Here is a 14,787-nt window from a genome sequence, read left to right as displayed (position 1 = left end):
CACATGAAGCTCGACAAGGGGCCGCAAGGCTCGGGCTCTGTTCTGCGCCGGGTGGCCGTGGGCGCCACCGCGGCGGCCATCGGTGTCACCGCGGTGTTCGGCGGCGGCCTGGCGTCCGCGGCCCAGGCCGACAGCACGACGCTCACCGGCATCATCCTCGGCGTGGGCACCAACGAAACGCAGCGCGTCGTGTCCTGGTACTCCTCGACCGGCACCGCGCAGGTGGTCCAGGTCGTGCCGACGTCCAAGCTCGTCAAGGGCGAGTTCCCCTCCAGCGCCGTCAGCTTCCCGGCCACGGTCGCCGCCAACAGCGTCAACGGCGGCTACAACGCCCACGCCACGATCGACAGCCTGAAGCAGAACACCTCGTACTCCTACCGTGTCGGCGCCGAGGGCCAGTGGTCCCCGACGCACTCCTTCACGACCCAGGACTTCAACGGCAACAACCTCGACTTCCTGTTCTTCGGCGACCCGCAGATCGGCTCGTCCGGCAATACGGCGAAGGACGGCGCCGGGTGGCTCGACACCCTGGACGTCGCCCTCGCCGCCAACCCGAAGGCCGAGCTGCTGGTCTCGGGCGGCGACCAGGTCGAGACCGCCAACACCGAGTCGCAGTGGGACGCGTTCCTCGCCCCCGCCAAGCTGCGCCAGTACCCGTGGGCCGCCACCATCGGTAACCACGACGTCGGCGGCAAGGCGTACGAGCAGCACTTCTGGACGCCGAACACCGACCGTTCCGCGCCGTACTACAACGGCAGCGCGGCGACCCGGTCGGGCGGCAACTACTGGTTCAAGTACAAGAACGTGCTGTTCATCGACATCAACAGCAACGCCTACGCGAACGACGCCGACGCCGCGCACATCGGCTACATCTCCAAGGTCATCGAGGAGCAGGGCGCCGACGCCAAGCACACGGTGCTCATCTACCACCACGCGATCTACTCGCCGGCCAGCCACGCGAACGACTCCGACAACAAGCAGCGCCGTAAGGACTTCCCGACCGCGTTCTCGAACCTCGGCGTCGACCTGGTCCTGCAGGGTCACGACCACAGCTACTCCCGCAGCTACGTGATCAAGAACGGCCAGAAGGCGAACAAGGACGAGCAGCCCGGCGCCGCCGAGGTGACCAAGGGCCCGGGCGGCGTCATCTACGTGACGGCGAACTCCGCGTCGGGTTCGAAGTACTACGACATCACCGCTCCGGACCCGAACAAGGACCCGAACTACGGTCCCGACCCGTTGAACCCCAAGAGCCACTGGGCCAACTCGGTCGAGAACCAGGAGCACGTCCGCACCTACGTGCGGGTCCAGGTGCGCGGCAACAAGCTCGTCGTCGAGAACATCCGCAGCAGCACCTGCGCCGCCCCCAACGCCGCGGTGGAGCTCGGCCAGGTGAAGTGGTGCGGCCCGAACAACGGCGCCGACGCCGCTCCGGGAGTCGGCTCCAGCGTCGACAAGGTCGTGATCCACACGAACGAGGGCAAGGCCGACGGAAACAAGTCGGCCGCGGCCGACTCCGGCTGGCTTCAGTAGCCGACCGAGAGTGGCGCCGGGTCCGCACGCTCACCGCGCTGAGCTGACCCGGCCCGCTCGACCTCATGGGGTGGGCACCCTCGGGCGCCCACCCCACCACCGGTCCTCCACCCATCGCATGCCGTCCGTCCCGCCGCTCCCAGAACTGCCTGAGGACCATCAGATGCACCTGCCCAGACCGCGTACGACCACAGCAGCCGGATCACTCGCCCAGGCCACCGTCGTGGTGCTGCTCGCCGTGCTCGGCGTCCTCGGTGCGGGAACGGCACCTGCCGCGGCGGCGGACGGCGAGGTCTCCTGGGCGGTCGGGACGGCCTCCAACGACTTCGGGTCCGGCCGGCAGAACTACCGCTACACCCTCGACCCCGGCGGGCGGTTGGACGACGGCCTCGTGGTCGTCAACCACGGCACGACGCCGCTCCACCTGGCCGTGTACGCCGCTGACGGGTTCACCACCGAGCAGGGCCGGCTCGACCTGGCCGCCAAGGACGCGAAGCCGACCGGGGTGGGTGCGTGGGTCCACACGGACCGGTCCGACGTGACGGTCCCGCCCGGCAAGTCTGTCGAGGTGCCGTTCACCGTCGCCCTTCCGGACAGCGCCGCGCCCGGCGAATACATGGGCGGCATCGTCACCTCGCTGACGCGGGACGGCGATGCGGGCGGGAGCGACGGGAACCGGCGTCTCGGCATCCGGATCCGCCTGCGCGTGGGGGGAGAGCTCAAGCCGAGCCTCTCGGTGGAGGACCTGCGCGTGCGCTACTCGGGTACGCCCAACCCCCTGGGAAAGGGTGACGCCACCGTCACGTACACGATCCACAACACGGGCAACGCCATCCTCACCGCTCGGCAGACGGTGTCCTTGTCCGGCCTCTTCGGGCGCCTGAGCGGGGACGCGGGGCACATCGACGATTCGCCCGAGTTGCTCCCGGGCGACACCTGGAAGGTCTCCGTGCCGATACACGGAGTGGTTCCCGCGCTGAGACTGACAGGGACGGTCACCCTCATGCCGCTGCTCACCGACGCGGCGGGCTCGGTCGCCCCGCTCGCCAACGTGGAGAGCACCGCGCACGCCTGGACCATCCCCTGGGCGGTGCTACTTGTCCTCATCGTCCTTTGCGGGCTCGTCGTCGCGGCTCTGGCCCCCCGCCGCCGCCGTCGGACCAAGCTCCGCGCCCAGGAGGCCGTCGAGCAGCCGCTTCGCGAGCGGGAGACCTCAGACCGTTGACGCGCTCCCCGGCCCCGGCACGGCGTACCGGCGGGGAGTCAGCCGGCCATGGCACGACGACAGCGGGCCAGTGCCGCGCGCAGGTCACGGCGCAGCGCCCGGTCCAGGCCGGGCTGGGCGAGCGCGTCGTCGAAATCACGGGCGGCCTCGTCCCATCGCTCCAACCGCATCAGGGCCGTGCCCCGGTTGTAACGGGGCACCGGCGCGGCCGACAGCGCCACCGCACGGTCCAGGTCGGCCACGGCGGCGGCCACGTCGCCGTGTTCGAACCGGACGGCGGCCCGGTTCGTCCATGCCTCGACCAACTCCGGATCCCCGGCCAGGGCCCGGGTGAGCAGCTCGTCGGCTTCGGCGAGGCCGCCGCGCTCCGAGCGGATCAACCCGAGGGTGCACAGCAGCGCGGGCTCCTGCGGAGCCAGCGCCAGCCCGGCTCGCGCGCCTTCCTCGGCCGCGTCGAACGCGCCGCGCTCCACGTGCAGGTTGACCAGGGCGATCCGGGCGTCGAGGTGCCCGGGGTCGATGGCGAGTACGCGTTCCAGGTCGTCACGCGCCGACTCCGGCCGGCCCCGCTCCTGCTGGAGCACGGCCCGGTTGTAGTACGCCTCGGGCAGGTGCGGTCCGAGGCGGATCGCGGTGCCATAGTCCTTGATCGCGGCCTGGGGCCGGCCCGCCGCCCGGTGCAGGGCGGCCCGGTCCACGTAGTACTCACAGTTGCCGGGGTCGTGTGCGATCACCGTGTCGAGCTCGGCCAGGGCCTGTTCCGGATCGCCCAGGGCCAGATGCACCTGCGCCCGGTTGTGGCGTAACCGAGCCAGGTCCTGCGGACGCTCGCCGGGGGCGAGCACCTTCGTCAGCCGGGCCAGCCCGTCGTCGATCAGCCGCAGCGCGCGGGCGGGCTCACCCGCTCTGCTGTCCAGCAGCGCGATGCCCTGCTCGTAGAAGACGGTGGACAGCACCCGCTGCCGGGAGTCGTCCAGTCCGGCGGCGAGATGAAGCGCCTGCTCCAGCCAGTGCCGCGCCTGCGCCGGGTCCTGCTCGGCCGCCGGCAGGTGCCTGGCGTACAGCATGGCGGTGGCGTACGCGGCCGACATGGTGATCTTCGGGTCGTCGGTGGCGGCGCGCGCCTCGTGGTAGACGTCGAGAGCTTCGGCGGCGCGGTCCAACGCCGCCAAGGCGGTGGCCAGGCCGGTGGTGAACGCCCACCAGTGCCGCAGGTCGCCCTCCGGCGTCACCGCGGCGCGCCCGCGCGAGGCGACGCGGGCCGCGTGGTGGTAGAAGCCGCGGGCCAGACTGTCGCCCAGGGCCGCGCGTGTCGCCTCCGGCGTCGGGTCGGCCGCCACCGGCTCGCGGGCGCCGCCGTCGCGCAGGTCCAGGCGCAACGGGGACGATCCGATCCGGCGGGTCAGCGCGTCCAGCAGTTCCCGGGTAGTCTCGTCGGCGTCGGCCACGTGGTCGAACCGCACCGTGACCGGATGCCGGAGCGTGCCCGCCCAGGCCGCTGCGAACTCGGCGGCGCCGTACGCCAGACAGGCGGTACGCCGGGCGGGATGGAACCGGATCGGCTCCTCCTCGGCCGCCGGTCGTGCCACGGGGTCAAGCCAGGGGACGATGGCGTACAGCTCGACCTTGTGACCGGACGCCAGACGGGGACGGTCGGCGGCGATCCGGCCGAGAAAGGCCGCGACCCCGGCGTACGGCCCGTGGTCGCGATGGCAGTCGTAGCCGTCGGGCACATCGATCACGGCTGGGCCGATCGCCGCAGGGGCGGGCGCCCGGGAGCGCCCGCCGTGCCGGCAACTACCAGCACCACTCGATCCAGAGGCGGCGGGCACCGGACAGCAGGCGCAGCGCGCCCTTACGACGGACGGTCATCTTCCTCATAAGCACCTCCGTGTGATCCACTTCAGGACTGGCCCGAGCATAATTCGACACAACGGAAATATGTAGACATCTAGGGATCAAATTAGGCCGTACTCGGCGCGGGCAGAACGCAAGACGCTCCGCGGCCTTTGTCGCCTGCGATTGTCCTGGTCAGCCGTTGTCGAGGGTGAGCAGGCCGCGCCGGAAGGCGACGGCGACAGCGGCCGCCCGGTCGTTGACACCGAGCTTGGTGTAGATGTGCAGCACGTGGCTCTTCACCGTGGCCTCACTGATGAACAGGCGCGCGGCGGCTTCGCGGTTGGTGGCGCCCTCGGCGATGAGGCGGAGGACCTCCAGCTCCCGGGCGCTCAGCGGGTCGGCGGGCGCGCGGACCTGGCCGAGCAGGCGGGTGGCGACCGACGGGGACAGCACGGCTTCACCCCGCGCCGCCGTACGGACGGCACGGATGAGCTCGTCCCGGCCGGTGTCCTTGAGGAGGTAGCCGGTGGCCCCGGCCTCGATGGCGGGCAGGACGTCCCTGTCGGTGTCATAAGTGGTGAGGATGAGGACGCGGGCCGCGATGCCCAGCCTGACGAGTTCTTTGATGGCCGAGACACCGTCCATCCTGGGCATGCGGAGATCCATGAGGATCACGTCGGGGTTCAGCGCCCGCGCGAGTTCGACGGCCTGGGCGCCGTCTCCGGCCTCGCCGAGCACCTCGAAGTCCGGGTCGCCGACGAACATGCCGCGGATGCCGTCCCGGACGATGGGATGGTCGTCGACGATCAGCAGCCGGATCGGGGTCTCAGCCACGTGCCACCGCCGGAACGCTCGCGGAGATCGCGGTGCCGGCACCGGGTTCCGACTCGATCTCCAGCGTGCCCGCCAGGCGGCTCACCCGCTTGCGCATCGAGGTCAGGCCGAAGCCGCCGCCGTCGCGGACGCGCTCGGGGTCGAACCCGGCGCCGTCGTCGCGCACGTCCAGGGTGACCACGTCCTCCATGTACGACAAGGTCAGCCCGACACGGGACGCACCGGCGTGCTTGGCCGCGTTGGCCAGGGCCTCCTGCGCGGTGCGGAGCAGCGTCTCCTCGACCTCCGGATGCATGGGACGGACCGTACCAGTGGCGGTGAAATCCGCACGTACCCCGTTGAGCTCACCCCACTGGGTGACGACGTCCCTCAGTGCCTCGTGCAGTGGCGCCGCCTCCAGCTGGCCGGGTCCCACCGCGTGTACGGAACGCCGGGCCTCGGCCAGGCTTTCCCGCGCCAGCCGTACCGCGTTGTCCACATGACGCCGCCAGTCCTCGGTCCGCTGCGCCGCCTGGAGCTGGGTGATGATGCCGGTCAGCCCCTGGGCGAGGGTGTCGTGGATCTCCGCCGCCATGCGCTGCCGTTCGTCGAGAACGCCCGCCTCGCGGGCCTGGACCAGCAGCTGGGCGTGCAGTCCCGCGTTTTCGCTCATGGTCGCCTCGAGCTGCGTCACCATCTGCTTGCGCTCGGCGCTCCGCTCGGCCGTGATCTCGCCGACGAAGCTGAACAGGCCGACCAGAGCCACGATGGCGCCGGTGAAGAACAGGTAGACGAGGATTCCGGACGGCGTGGGATCAGGCAGACCGCCGTTGTAGGTCGCGACGCTGATCGCCGCCGTGGCGGTCACCCCGGCGAACCTCCACTTCCCCTTCAGGTACTGCCAGGAGTGGATGTATCCGGCGAACCCGAAGAAGCTCGCGAACCACATCCCCTGCGCGCAGAGCGCTCCGATCAGCACCACCAGCCCGGCCACGTAGACCGCGCCTCGCGGCACCAGCCAGATCCAGGCGGCGGCGAGCGCGGCCAGGCCGAGCGTGACCCACGACCTGCCGTCGGTGAGCAGGGAGAGCACCGTGGGGGTCGCCAGCAAGACGTACGGCGCGGCCGCCATCTGGCGCTCCAGCAGCTGCTCCCATCGGTCGAGCCGCCCGGTCATACTTCACTCACTCCCAGCGGAAGAACCTGGCCGCGGCGATGCTGATCACCACGGCGTATGCGGCCATCACACCGAGCAGCAGAGGGCTGGGAGCGCCGCCCGCCCAGACGTCCTGCATGCTCTGCCGGAAAGCGCCCAGAGGGGTGTACTCCCCAATGCGGGCCAAGATATCGGGCATCTGATCCGTCGGCTGCATAAGTCCGGCGAGGTAGGCCATCGGGAAGTACAGCAGGACGCCGATGCCGTTGGCGGCCCGGCCGTTCGGAGCGAGGGCCGCGATGAGCAGGCCGACCGCGAACATCGCCGCCGTGCCGAGCAGGAAGGTCAGCACCCCGGGCAGCACCCCGGTGGGCAGGTGAGCGCCGAGGACGGTGCCCCCGACGGCCAGCAGCAGGCCGCACGCGGCCAGCGCGAAGACGAGCTGCAGGATCAGCTGCACCACCAGCAGGTTCCCCGGGCGTACCGGCGTGGTCGAGAGCCTGCGCAGAATGCCTCTCTCGCGATAGGTGGCCATGGTGGTGGGCAGCATGTACAGGCCCACGAGCCCCACGGCGATCGCCAGCGCCATCGGCAGGAGCACGGTGTCGCCCGGCTCGATCGAGCTGCCGAAGACCACCAGGATGAACAACGGAATGAGCAGCGAGAAAATCGCCCCGGGTTCCCGGGTCAACAGCTTCAGTTCGACGACGGTGAGCTTGGTCATGGTTCTTCTCCGTTAGTGGGTCGAGTCGAACGAACGGCCGGTCAGGGCGACGAACGCGTCGTCGAGGGTGCGCTTGTCGATGCGCAGATCGCTGACCAGGACGTGGTGGCGGGCGAGCTCGGCGGTGACCGCCGTGGCGAAATCACCCTTGCCCGTGACGACCACCCGGTTTCCCGTCCTGGTCACGCCGGTCACCCCGGGCAGTCCACCCAGCTCGACCATGTCCCCCGCCATCAGCGTGAACCGCATCTGGTGCTCGGCGTCGATCCCGTCGACCAGCCCGGCCGGGGTGTCGATCGCGACGATCGTGCCGCGGTCGAAGACGGCGACGCGGTCGCAGAGCTCCTCCACCTCGTCCATGAAGTGGCTCACCAGCACCACCGTCACGCCGCTCGCCCGGACCTGCTTGATCAGCTCCCAGGTGGTACGGCGAGCCTGCGGGTCGAGCCCCGTGGTCAACTCGTCGAGAAACGCCACCCGCGGATTGCCCACCAGCGCCAGCGCGATGAACAGCCGTTGCTTCTGGCCACCGGACAACTTCCCGAAACGGGCATTGCGCTTGTCCGCCAGCCCCCACTCCTCCAGCAGCTCACGCCAGTTCCGCGGATTGGCATAGAAGGAGGCATACAGGTCGAGCGCCTCCCACACCTTGATGTTCTCCGGCAACTGCGTGTGCTGGAGCTGCACCCCGATCTGCTCGCGCAACTTGCGCCCGTCCTTGACCGGGTCGAGCCCGAGCACCTTGATCGACCCGCCGTCGGGCCGCCGCAGCCCCTCCACGCACTCCACGGCGGTGGTCTTGCCGGTGCCGTTCGGCCCGAGGATGCCGAAGATCTCGCCCTCCTCCACGGAGAACGACACCCCGTCCAGAACGGTCAGGTCCGCGTACCTCTTGCGGAGGTCTGTGACTTCGATGACTGCCATGACTCAAGCATCTTTCGCCTGCGCCCGGGGCGAATCGATCTGCCGGCCATACTCGTCCGCGAATGCTGCTGACCCGAAAGTCAACCGATCGGTGGATGCCGCCGAGGGGCTGTCAGTGCGGTGGCTGTACCCGGGAACGGCAGATCGGTGCGGATACGCTGTCCCGCCACGCCAAGGGTGTCGCCCCGGATGAAGCCGTCACGCAGGGCCTCGATGCACGCTGTGCGGCCAGACCGGATTGCCGGGCGGCACGGCAGGGGCGGTCCCGCGACGGGACCGCCCCTGCCTTGCCAAGCCCGCTCAGCCGCCCTGGCAGCCGTGCTTCTCGTTCAGCGTCCGCACCGTCTTGGCGGGCAGCTCCGCGTCGCTGACCGTGAGCGCCACCTTGCCGACCATCCGCAGGTATCCACCGGTGACGTGCATCGAGTCGGGTACCGAAGCCTTGATCTCCGATTCCCTGCCCCCGGTCGCGGGGCCGGTGACCGCGATCTCCTGGATGTCCAGGCCGCGTTCCTTCAGCAAGGCGCGCACCTCGCTGACGGGCTTGTTGTAGAACGGCACGCAGTGCATGGGCTCGCCTGGCGAGTCGAAGCCGGTGAACGCCGCGTACTCCTCGCCGGGACGGGCCTCGCGGCCGAGGACGACCTCGGCCGACCCGGTGAAGTCCCCGCGGACCTTTATGCCGAGGGGGCAGCCGAACGGTTTGCCGCACTCCCCGGGGCGGTCGATGACCTCGATCCCGTCCACCTTGGCCGGATTCCCGGTCCTGGTGGCCAGGATCGGTGAGGAAGCGACCAGGCTTGGCGTGGCAGGCTGAAGCCGCAGTTTGATGTCGAGACCGGCGTCGCGCAGCTGCTTCTCGTACACCTCCGGCTTGGCGAACATGTCCGTGATTTCGATGAGGTAGTAGCCGCCTTCGGCCTTGATACTCAACGCCGAGGCGGGGGCGGGGCTGAAGACGGCGGGGGCGGCCAGGGCCGCCGCGAGGACACCTGCGGCGATCGGCAACGCGAGCAGCGGGCGCCGGCTCCTGCGGAAGGCGGCCGGGGCCGGCTCCTCATCCATGATCTTGTACATCGTCTCCCGGGCGCCCACGGTCAGGCCGGGGGCGGGGCCGGGGGCGAGACGCCTGACCACGTCGTCGACATGCGTGTTCACAAGGTCTCCTTGGCAAGATGGACGGCGCGGGCGCCGTACCGGTTGAGTTCGCTGTCGCCGACGGCCAGTTCGACGGCCAGACGTTTGCGAGCGCGGTGCAGGCGCTGGCGTACGGCGATGCGCGAGCACCCCAGGACCTTCGCTATCTCGGCATTGCTGAGACCCTCCCAGCCGACGAGCGACAGAAGTTCCCTGTCGTCGGCGGACAGCCGCAGGAAAGCCGCACGCGTCGTCTCGGGCACGTGGCTCGTCAGCGGGTCGGTCCAGTCAGCGAGTTCCTCACGGAGGCGTTCGGTCAGGGCCGCCCTGCGGGACTCGCCGCGACGGTGGTTGGCCAGCGTGCGCCTCGCCACGCCGTACAGCCAGAGCCTGGCCCGGTCGCCGGAGGGTATGTCGGCGAGCCGCCGCCACGCGGTCGTGAACGTCTCGGCGATGACGTCGGCCATGTCGTCAGGATGGTCGGCACGCCGGCGGACGTAACTGGAAACAGCCGCGTATTGCTCGGTATAGAGCTCCTCGAAGCGTCGCCTGGGGTCTGGCGGGCCCACGTGGTCGTCCCTTCTATGCGGAATGTCACATGAAGGAAGGTGTCCGGACGTTTCCAGGCGTGACAGGGCCGATCAGCTGTGGCACAGAGTGACGTCGTATCCAGCCCTTGGCCGGAGACGGGACGCCCGCGGAAACGACGGGAGTCCCGTCGTTCAATTCCAGCGCAGGCAGATGCCGGTCAGGTAAGGCCTGCGTCGTGAGCGAGGAGCGCGATCTGGGTGCGGTTGTCCAGGCCGAGCTTGATCAGGATGTTGGAGACGTGAGCCTTCACCGTCGTGATGCCTATGGCAAGGTCGGCGGCGATGTCGGCGTTCGTCCTGCCCCGGGCGATCGCCAGGGCGACCTCGTGCTCGCGCGGGGTGAGGCCGGCCAGCGCGGCGCGGGCCCGCTCGTAGGCCCCGGCCTGGGCGACGGTGCGGTCCATCAACCGCCGGGTGATGCGTGGGGACAGGATCGGATCTCCCACAGCCACCCGGGTGATCGCCTCCACGATCTGCGGCGGCGAGGTGTCCTTGAGCAGGAACCCGGCGGCACCGGCGCGGAGCGCGTGCAGGACGTTCTCGTCGGTGTCGAACGTGGTCAGCACGATCACCTCCGGCGGCCGGGCGCGGGCACGTAGCCGGCGGGTGGCGGTGATGCCGTCCACGCGGGGCATGCGCAGGTCCATCAGGACGACGTCGGGGGCGTGGGCGTCGGTGGCGGTGATGGCCTCCTGGCCGTCGGCCGCCTCGGCGACGACGGTGATGCCGGCGGCGCCGTCAAGCATCATGGACAGCCCGGCACGCACCAAGGCGTCGTCGTCGACCAGCAGCACGCGGATCACGCCGGCCATGGTATCCGGGCCTGAAGTCGGAACTCTCCTTCGGTCCTGTGATGATCCAGTTGCCCGCCGGCCAGTCGTACCCGCTCGGTGAGCCCGACCAGGCCCAGCCCGCTGCCCGGCACGAGAGGGGCCGTGCCGGACGGGGGCAGCGGGTTGCGGACGTCGATCAGCAAGGGCGTGTCGGGAGCGCCGCGCAGCAGCACCTCGACCTGCTGGCCCGGGGCGTGCTTGCGGGCGTTTGTCAGCCCCTCCTGTACGACGCGGTACGCGGTCCAGGACACGGCCGCCGGGAGGGCGTCGACTTCGGTCACCTCCTCGCGCAGCCGTACCGACTGGCCCGCCTGCCGCGCGTCGGCGATCAGGCCGGGCAGGTCGGCCAGGCCCGGCCGGGGTTCGAGCCCGTCTGGTTGGTCGTCCTGCTCGTGCAGCAGGTTGATCACCTCGCGCAGTTCCTCCAGCGCCTGGTGCACACCGGCGCGGACCACTCCGGCGGCGCGGGCGATCTTGTCGGGAGAGGAGTCGGGGCGGTATTCCAGCGCCCCGGCGTGCGTGGCCACCAGAGACAGGCGGTGGGCCAACACGTCGTGCATCTCACTGGCGAGCCGGCGGCGTTCGGCCATACGGGCCTCGGCGACCTGCCTGCCCTGCTCGGCCTCGGCGCGGCGGGCGCGTTCGTGCAGGGAGATGAGCAGAGCGCGGCGGGATCGGGCCAGCGCGCCCCAGCCGAGGAGCGCGCCGTAGGCGGCGCAGATCAGCAGCAGCCACCAGCCGAGGGAGATGCCGGAGTTCGGTCGCCACAGCCCCTGGACCACGTGTGCCGCCATGCCTGCGGCGGCCACCGCCGCCGCGACCGGGAAGCGCCTGCGCTGGGCCACCTGCAGCGCCCCCATCGATGCCGCCGGCGTGGCCACCGGGGAGAGCGTGGCCAGGAGGGTGGCGACCAGTGCCCCGGAGGTCGGCCACCACAGCTGGGCGACCGCGGCGGCCAGGCTCGCCACCGCGACCGCGACGTCCAGCCCCCAGGTGGGGTGGCCGGCCTGGGCCCACAGCGACACCGCGGTCAGCGCGCCCATCCCGAGGAGCACGCCGACGACCGCGACCAGGTACGGGGGTTGGATCTTCCTCATCGGCCCAGGCTAGGTGGAGGTAGGGCGGAGCCATCACCTACCAAAGTCGGACCCGTACCCCACAGGGGGAGGACAGGGCGCGACCGCGCGCCCGATGTGGCAGACCGGGCCGGCGGGCGAAGCTGACCGGCATGAACACTTCCGTCAAAAGACTCCTGATCACCGTGATCGGCGCACCCGCGGCCGCCCTGGCCGTCTGGGCCCTGGCGGTTCCGGTGGCCGGAACGACGCTGACCGCGCGGATGGGCGACAGCACGCAACTGGTGGGGCCGGTACTGGTCGTGGTGACGAGCCTGCTGGCCGGGCTGGCGGGCTGGGGGCTGTTGGCCGTTCTGGAGCGGTTCGCGTCCCAGCCCGGCCGGACCTGGACGATCGTCGCCCTGATCGTGTTCGCCCTGTCCCTCTTCGGCCCGATCGGCAACGCCGTCGGTATCGCCGCGACGCTGGTGCTGCTCCTGTTGCACCTGGTCGTCGGCGCCGTGCTCGTTCTGGGGCTGGCCCGGCGATGAACGTGCCCGGCGAATGCCTGATCACCTGGGTGGTGTCGCGATCTCCACCCTGTGCGCACCGGCCGCACCGGCCCGGACCCGGCTGCGGACAGTCGCCCGATTTGCGGGCCTTTGCGAAGACCACAACGATTCGCACCTTGTTGGACATCAGCGGGACGACACAGGAGACATGACATGACGGTCCTCGCCAGAGCGATCGAGGCCACCCGCCAATACGGAGACGTGCTCGCGCTCGACCGCGTCTCGCTCGACATCAGGGCAGGCGAGCTGGTCGGGCTGCTCGGCCCGAACGGCGCGGGCAAGTCCACCCTCATCAACCTCTTCGCGGGACTGCGCCGGCCGACGTCGGGCGTGGTGGAGCTGTTCGGCGGCTCGCCGCTGGACCCGGCCATACGGCGCGGCATCGGTGTGACGCCGCAGGAGACCGGGCTGCCTGAGTCGTTCCGCGTGGGCGAGATCGTCGACTTCGTCTCCGCGCACTTCCCCGAGCCCGTCGGCAGGGCGGAGCTGCTGGCCAGGTTCGGCCTCAGCGACCTGGTCAAGCGGCAGATCGGGGGGCTGTCCGGCGGGCAGCGGCGGCGGCTGGCGGTGGCACTCGCGTTCGCGGGCCGGCCGCGGCTGGTGTTCCTCGACGAGCCCACGACCGGGCTGGACGTCGAGGCCAGGCGGGCGCTGTGGGACGGCATCAAGGCTTTCCACGAGGACGGCGGCACCGTGCTGCTCACCAGCCACTACCTGGAGGAGATCGAGGCCCTGGCCCAGCGGGTCGTGGTGGTCGGCAACGGCCGCGTGCTGGTCGACGACACCGTGCCGGCCGTACGCGGCATGGTGAGCGCGCGGCGCGTCTCCCTTGTCGCCGAGGACCTGCCCGAGCTGCCCGGCGTGCTCGGCTCCGAACGTGCGGACGGCCGGATCGACCTGGTCACCACCGACCCCGACCGGCTGGTCGTGGAGCTGGTGCGCAGCCGCATGCCGTTCTCCGGCCTGGAGATCAGGCCGGCCACTCTGGAAGAGGCCTTCCTCGCCATCACTTCGAAGGAGTCCGCGAATGTCTAACCTGGTCCTCGCCCATACCCGCTTTCTCATGATCGAGCAGATCAGGGTGCCGATCGGGCTTCTGGCCAGTTCGTTGTTCCCGGCCATCTCGATGCTGGCGTTCGTGGTGCCGTTCGCGGGCCAGGACGTGCAGGGAGCGACGACGGCGACAGCCTCGCTGATGTTCTTCGGCGCCATGTCGGCCGCGCTGATCGGGCTCAGCAACGCGGTCTCGCAGGACCGCGAGCGGTCGTGGAGCCCGTACCTGCGCACACTGCCCGCGGGCCCGTTCCCGCGCTTCGCCGGGCGGATCCTGTCGACGCTCGCGGTCATGCTGATCTCGGTGATCCCCGTACTGGTGGTGGGCGCGCTGTTCACGGTGGCGGCGATCACGCCGGCCAGGCTGCTGCTGGGGCTCGGCGCGCTGGTCACGGGTGTCGTGCCATTCATGCTGATGGGGCTGTTCGTCGGTTTCGTGATGGCGTCGAAGGCCGCGATGGCGGTGTCGCAGCTCCTGTTCTTCCCGATGGCCATCCTTGGGGGGCTGCTGCTGCCGCCACAGATCCTGCCCGAGTTCGTGCAGGTCGTCTCGCCGTACGTGCCCACCAGGGGCGCGGCCGAGCTGATCTGGTGGGCGACCGCCGGCGTCAGCCCGAACGCGGTGTCGTTGATCATGCTGGCCGTCTGGACGGTTCTCTTGGCGGCTGGGGCCGTGTGGGCCTACCGCCGCGACGAGGGCAGGCGCTTCTCCTGACCCGCCGAATCCGTACGCTGAGGCAGTGCGCGGCTCAGCCCTGCCGCCCCTCGACACAGCAGGCCCCTTGCGCTGAGGCGTATCTAACGAACTACCTGCGGAGACCACGCCCGGGGGGAAGCGGTGGAGGAGAAGGTGCGCTGCCGGCACCGCACCGACAAGCCGGACGATCGCCTCCCGGTTCACGAAGATGTCGACAAGGTTTCGCGAGAGTTGGCGCCGGAACCGCATTATGGCGTGTAGTGTCGCAAGCACAGGTTGTGTCGAAGTCCCAGCATGCGTAGAGTGCCTGCGGAGTTATGACAGCGGGCGTTACCGTACGAAGCCGAGGCTTTCCCAAGGCGGTCGGTCGCAGCAGCCCGAGGATCACATTCGTGGCTCTCAAGATCGTCTCATCAAGGAGAAGGAATCATGGCTCAGGGAACCGTCAAGTGGTTCAACGCCGAGAAGGGCTTTGGCTTCATCGCCCCCGACGACGGCACTCCGGACGTCTTCGTCCACTACTCGGCCATCGACGCCGGCGGCTACCGTTCGCTGGAGGAGAACCAGCGGGTTGAGTACACCGCGGGCCAGGGCGCCAAGGGCCCGCAGGCCGAGCACGTCCGCCCGCTCTAAGCA

General features: G+C 70.2%; 15 protein-coding genes. 6 read left to right on the top strand and 9 right to left on the bottom strand.

Going from position 1 to position 14,787, the window contains the following annotated elements; translation table 11 throughout:
• The first annotated feature begins 3 nt into the window (after window positions 1–3).
• Together ACQP1V_RS03240 and ACQP1V_RS03235 are read left to right on the top strand one after the other, a co-directional pair.
• On the top strand, window positions 4–1,533 hold the full coding sequence (locus tag ACQP1V_RS03240; RefSeq protein ID WP_433418643.1) for a fibronectin type III domain-containing protein: 1,530 nt from the start codon (window positions 4–6) through the stop codon (window positions 1,531–1,533).
• A 163-nt stretch (window positions 1,534–1,696) separates the two neighbouring features.
• Complete coding sequence (locus ACQP1V_RS03235) at window positions 1,697–2,758, top strand: WxL protein peptidoglycan domain-containing protein (RefSeq protein ID WP_433418641.1); 1,062 nt, start codon at window positions 1,697–1,699, stop codon at window positions 2,756–2,758.
• A 38-nt stretch (window positions 2,759–2,796) separates the two neighbouring features.
• Here the strand turns inward: ACQP1V_RS03235 and ACQP1V_RS03230 are convergent, their stop codons facing one another.
• The 9 genes from ACQP1V_RS03230 to ACQP1V_RS03190 all read right to left on the bottom strand — a co-directional run bounded on the left by ACQP1V_RS03230 (window position 2,797) and on the right by ACQP1V_RS03190 (window position 11,871).
• Window positions 2,797–4,500: a tetratricopeptide repeat protein gene (locus ACQP1V_RS03230; RefSeq protein ID WP_433418639.1), complete on the bottom strand. Its 1,704-nt coding sequence runs from the start codon at window positions 4,498–4,500 to the stop codon at window positions 2,797–2,799.
• Window positions 4,501–4,789: 289 nt separating this feature from the next.
• Window positions 4,790–5,431, bottom strand: coding sequence for a response regulator (locus ACQP1V_RS03225; RefSeq protein ID WP_433418637.1), 642 nt, complete (start codon window positions 5,429–5,431; stop codon window positions 4,790–4,792).
• Window positions 5,424–6,587, bottom strand: coding sequence for a sensor histidine kinase (locus tag ACQP1V_RS03220; RefSeq protein ID WP_433418635.1), 1,164 nt, complete (start codon window positions 6,585–6,587; stop codon window positions 5,424–5,426). Before ACQP1V_RS03220 ends, ACQP1V_RS03225 begins: the two co-directional genes overlap by 8 nt.
• Window positions 6,588–6,594: 7 nt before the next feature.
• Complete coding sequence (locus ACQP1V_RS03215) at window positions 6,595–7,290, bottom strand: ABC transporter permease (protein WP_433418633.1); 696 nt, start codon at window positions 7,288–7,290, stop codon at window positions 6,595–6,597.
• Between the two features lie 12 nt (window positions 7,291–7,302).
• Window positions 7,303–8,214, bottom strand: a complete 912-nt coding sequence (locus tag ACQP1V_RS03210) for an ABC transporter ATP-binding protein (protein WP_433418631.1) — start codon at window positions 8,212–8,214, stop codon at window positions 7,303–7,305.
• A gap of 300 nt (window positions 8,215–8,514) precedes the next feature.
• The gene (locus ACQP1V_RS03205) at window positions 8,515–9,372 is read right to left on the bottom strand and encodes a hypothetical protein (RefSeq protein WP_433418630.1); all 858 of its coding nucleotides are present in this window, start codon (window positions 9,370–9,372) and stop codon (window positions 8,515–8,517) included.
• Window positions 9,369–9,920: an RNA polymerase sigma factor gene (locus ACQP1V_RS03200; RefSeq protein WP_387416039.1), complete on the bottom strand. Its 552-nt coding sequence runs from the start codon at window positions 9,918–9,920 to the stop codon at window positions 9,369–9,371. The genes ACQP1V_RS03205 and ACQP1V_RS03200 overlap by 4 nt, the downstream gene beginning before the upstream one ends.
• A gap of 179 nt (window positions 9,921–10,099) precedes the next feature.
• Window positions 10,100–10,753 (bottom strand): response regulator, encoded by a 654-nt coding sequence (locus tag ACQP1V_RS03195; RefSeq protein WP_433418628.1) that lies wholly within the window; start codon window positions 10,751–10,753, stop codon window positions 10,100–10,102.
• Window positions 10,741–11,871: a sensor histidine kinase gene (locus tag ACQP1V_RS03190; protein ID WP_433418626.1), complete on the bottom strand. Its 1,131-nt coding sequence runs from the start codon at window positions 11,869–11,871 to the stop codon at window positions 10,741–10,743. The genes ACQP1V_RS03195 and ACQP1V_RS03190 overlap by 13 nt, the downstream gene beginning before the upstream one ends.
• A gap of 131 nt (window positions 11,872–12,002) precedes the next feature.
• Here ACQP1V_RS03190 and ACQP1V_RS03185 point away from each other — a divergent pair, with 131 nt between their 5' ends.
• The 4 genes from ACQP1V_RS03185 to ACQP1V_RS03170 all read left to right on the top strand — a co-directional run bounded on the left by ACQP1V_RS03185 (window position 12,003) and on the right by ACQP1V_RS03170 (window position 14,784).
• Entirely contained in the window at window positions 12,003–12,380 is a 378-nt protein-coding gene (locus ACQP1V_RS03185; protein WP_433418625.1) for a DUF6069 family protein, read from the top strand.
• 174 nt (window positions 12,381–12,554) lie between these two features.
• A complete protein-coding gene (locus tag ACQP1V_RS03180) occupies window positions 12,555–13,436 on the top strand; it encodes an ABC transporter ATP-binding protein (protein WP_433418623.1) in 882 nt (293 codons plus the stop codon).
• Window positions 13,429–14,169 (top strand): ABC transporter permease, encoded by a 741-nt coding sequence (locus ACQP1V_RS03175; protein ID WP_433418621.1) that lies wholly within the window; start codon window positions 13,429–13,431, stop codon window positions 14,167–14,169. Before ACQP1V_RS03180 ends, ACQP1V_RS03175 begins: the two co-directional genes overlap by 8 nt.
• A gap of 411 nt (window positions 14,170–14,580) precedes the next feature.
• Window positions 14,581–14,784: a cold-shock protein gene (locus ACQP1V_RS03170; RefSeq protein WP_066939726.1), complete on the top strand. Its 204-nt coding sequence runs from the start codon at window positions 14,581–14,583 to the stop codon at window positions 14,782–14,784.
• Window positions 14,785–14,787 lie beyond the last annotated feature (3 nt).

It is taken from the genome of Microtetraspora malaysiensis (assembly GCF_050947145.1).
GTDB classification, from domain to species: Bacteria; Actinomycetota; Actinomycetes; order Streptosporangiales; family Streptosporangiaceae; genus Microtetraspora_A; species Microtetraspora_A malaysiensis.
This window is presented reverse-complemented; position numbering and strand designations above follow the sequence as displayed.

Excerpts from the sequence above, each read along its gene's own strand:
- ACQP1V_RS03240 (WP_433418643.1), top strand. The coding sequence starts at position 4 with ATGAAGCTCGACAAGGGGCCGCAAGGCTCGGGCTCTGTTCTGCGCCGG.
- ACQP1V_RS03235 (WP_433418641.1), top strand. The coding sequence starts at position 1,697 with ATGCACCTGCCCAGACCGCGTACGACCACAGCAGCCGGATCACTCGCC.
- ACQP1V_RS03220 (WP_433418635.1), bottom strand. The coding sequence starts at position 6,587 with ATGACCGGGCGGCTCGACCGATGGGAGCAGCTGCTGGAGCGCCAGATG.
- ACQP1V_RS03215 (WP_433418633.1), bottom strand. The coding sequence starts at position 7,290 with ATGACCAAGCTCACCGTCGTCGAACTGAAGCTGTTGACCCGGGAACCC.
- ACQP1V_RS03210 (WP_433418631.1), bottom strand. The coding sequence starts at position 8,214 with ATGGCAGTCATCGAAGTCACAGACCTCCGCAAGAGGTACGCGGACCTG.
- ACQP1V_RS03195 (WP_433418628.1), bottom strand. The coding sequence starts at position 10,753 with ATGGCCGGCGTGATCCGCGTGCTGCTGGTCGACGACGACGCCTTGGTG.
- ACQP1V_RS03190 (WP_433418626.1), bottom strand. The coding sequence starts at position 11,871 with ATGAGGAAGATCCAACCCCCGTACCTGGTCGCGGTCGTCGGCGTGCTC.
- ACQP1V_RS03185 (WP_433418625.1), top strand. The coding sequence starts at position 12,003 with ATGAACACTTCCGTCAAAAGACTCCTGATCACCGTGATCGGCGCACCC.
- ACQP1V_RS03180 (WP_433418623.1), top strand. The coding sequence starts at position 12,555 with ATGACGGTCCTCGCCAGAGCGATCGAGGCCACCCGCCAATACGGAGAC.
- ACQP1V_RS03175 (WP_433418621.1), top strand. The coding sequence starts at position 13,429 with ATGTCTAACCTGGTCCTCGCCCATACCCGCTTTCTCATGATCGAGCAG.
- ACQP1V_RS03170 (WP_066939726.1), top strand. The coding sequence starts at position 14,581 with ATGGCTCAGGGAACCGTCAAGTGGTTCAACGCCGAGAAGGGCTTTGGC.